3 protein-coding genes are annotated in these 2,504 nt (G+C 61.9%); 1 reads left to right on the top strand and 2 read right to left on the bottom strand.

The annotated features are described in order from the left end of the window. Together ACFTZB_RS45000 and ACFTZB_RS44995 are read right to left on the bottom strand one after the other, a co-directional pair. A partial coding sequence (locus ACFTZB_RS45000; RefSeq protein WP_378442399.1) for a group 1 truncated hemoglobin occupies positions 1-431 on the bottom strand: 431 nt, incomplete at its 3' end. A 9-nt stretch (positions 432-440) separates the two neighbouring features. Continuing rightward, positions 441-1,454: a carbon-nitrogen hydrolase family protein gene (locus ACFTZB_RS44995; protein ID WP_378442397.1), complete on the bottom strand. Its 1,014-nt coding sequence runs from the start codon at positions 1,452-1,454 to the stop codon at positions 441-443. A gap of 210 nt (positions 1,455-1,664) precedes the next feature. On the opposite strand from ACFTZB_RS44995, the gene ACFTZB_RS44990 reads away from it, so the two are divergent. Further along, positions 1,665-2,474, top strand: a complete 810-nt coding sequence (locus ACFTZB_RS44990) for a hypothetical protein (RefSeq protein ID WP_378442395.1) — start codon at positions 1,665-1,667, stop codon at positions 2,472-2,474. The last annotated feature ends 30 nt before the right edge of the window (positions 2,475-2,504 follow it).

Genomic DNA, 2,504 nt, shown 5'->3' with positions numbered 1-2,504 from the left:
ACGTCGCGGTAGGAAGGACTGCCCACGATCGCGGGCTTGTACTTGTTGAACGAGGCATCGATCTCGTCGCGAAGTCCTTGCGGGAGACCAAACTGGTCGTAGCATTCGTAGAGGCAGTCGAACATGGCGCTCCAGTGGACTTCGGTCAACCCCATACCCCGGTGGGCGGTGAGCATGTCCCGCCCGCGATAGCGAACGTTGCCGCCCCATTGCGCGGAGAGGAAGTCGACGAAGTTGATGTGCTCCTTGTAGAACGTCGACTCGGACATGTGCGCCCAGATGTGACCGATATCAGGATGTGCCATACCTTTCTTGAGGGCCTCGGCAGCGAAGATGTAGATGGCGTCGTAACCACCCAACCGTTCGTACAATGATGGCTGAGGGTCGGTCGATGATGAGTTGGTGGGCGGGTGATCTGGCTGCGTCATCATGGTGCCTTCTTATCCTTCGAAAATCTGGGCGAACTCGGAGTCGGACGGTTCGGCCACCGGAGACAGCGGGCGGTTCACGACCCTCGACTTGCGTGTGTTGTCGAAGTACAGCCGGAACACATCGGGACGCGAATAGTGGCCCACCGGGTCGGCCGCATTCTTTGCCGCGAGGATGGCGGCGTAGTCGATGTCCGCGTAGAGGATGCCTTCTTCGGCAGGAGCCAGCGGTTCGGCTAGATCACGGCCGTCGGGGCCGAAAATGCGGGCATGTCCACCCCCGAGCGCCAAGAACTGCCTCTTGAGTTCGGTGTCGGCCACGAGTGCCTGGCCGGCTTCGCCGATCAGGCCGGTCGGTGAGAGGACGAAGGTCTGTCCCTCGACGGCGTACTGACGGGCGGCACCGACGTTCACCTCCGGACCCAGGGCGTTGACCACGCCCTCGAAAATCGAGAAGCTGGGCCACGCTGCTACGTGAAGCTGTTCATTCTGGGAAAACATCGCGTACTTTGCCAGCGGTTGCAGATGCTCCCAGCAGTTGAGCGCGCCTACTCGACCCAGTTCGGTGTCGATGACCTGGATGTCCGACCCGTCGCCCTCTCCGAACAGGGTTCTTTCGACGTGCGTGGGCTTGAGCTTGCGACGAACGGTCTTGGTGACGCCGTGTCTGTCGATGAATGCTTGGGAGATGTAGAGGGATCCGTTCTCGCGTTCGCTGAAACCCAGCGAAATTGCGATGCCCGCATCACGTGCTGCCTTCTCGATTCGTGCGAACTGGGCACTACCGACCTCGATGGAGTTGTCGACGTAGGGCCCGACGAATTGGGACTGCCACGCGACCGAATCGAGCCACAGGAACCACGGGTATCCGGGGATCCAGACTTCCGGAAAAGCGATTACGGCTGCACCTTCGGACGCTGCCTGCGACGCCAAGGCGATGGTCTTGTCGATGCCTCCGTCGACGTCGTTCCAAACCGGTTCGGCCTGGACGGCGGCTGCTCGGAACGTCTTCGTGTAGTCGGGCACGTCTGCCTCCTTCGAGGGGGTGTTGCGCGGTCGATGCACCGCGCTTGCTTAGACGATAGGGAGCCGTCGGCGGTCTGTTCTCGATGTTTCCTGCATCGCATCCGACGTTTCGTGCACGCCTTTTATCTGCGGATTCGACGCTTCCCGCATGCGACGTCGGCAACTCGATCGAACGTTCTGCAACAGCCGAAGAGTGTCTATGCTCGGGGCATGGCTCACGTGCGAGCGCAATCCGCCACCGAGTGGGCAGAGGCATGCAGCAATGCCTTCGTACCGCTGCGGGTGCGCACCGCTGAAGCCAGATTTGCAGCGACCCTCGACCGGGTGGAACTCACCTCGGGTGTTTCGGTCACTCGTGTGGTTAGTGACGGTTCGGAAGTGGTCCGTTCCGCGACGACGATCGCACACCATCCGCGAGACGATCTGTTGCTCTCGATTCACCGAATCGGTAGCGGACGCGTGCTGCAGCACGGCCGCGAGGCGATTCTCGGCAAGGGTCGGGCCTCTCTCTACGACGCGTCTGCGCCCTACATACTGTCCTTCCCCGGTCGGATGAGCGAAATCGTGCTGCAGGTGCCGCGTGGAACTGTTCCCACGACCGGGCATTCGTTCGGTGACATCACGGCGTCGGCGCTGCCGCCGGCGACAAGTTTGGTCGCGCTGCAGAATCTGCTGCTGTCGGTCGACCCGCAGGTACCTCCGCGAATCGGCTCCATGGAGAACGAGATGCTCGCGGATGCGGCTATCACGTTGCTTCGAGCCGCTCTGCTGCCCCTGGAGTCCCGGACGCCACTCAGGCTCGAGGGTCATGCGCTGGCCGTGGCGATGCGTTCCCACATCGACGACAATCTGAGCGACCCGACGCTGACGGTGGAAAACCTCGCGCGCGCACTGCATGTCTCTGTGCGGCAGGTGTACAAGGTCTTCGCCGAGCATCTGAACGAGTCACCCGGCACCTATATACGGCGTGCTCGGCTCAGACGTGCCCACAACGAACGGGACTGCCCCGGCTCTGGTTGACACCTGACCCGTGAGGGATCTGCCCTCACG

The organism is Rhodococcus sp. NPDC057014 (genome assembly GCF_042673295.1).
In the GTDB taxonomy this organism is placed as follows: Bacteria; Actinomycetota; Actinomycetes; order Mycobacteriales; family Mycobacteriaceae; genus Rhodococcus_F.
This window is presented reverse-complemented; position numbering and strand designations above follow the sequence as displayed.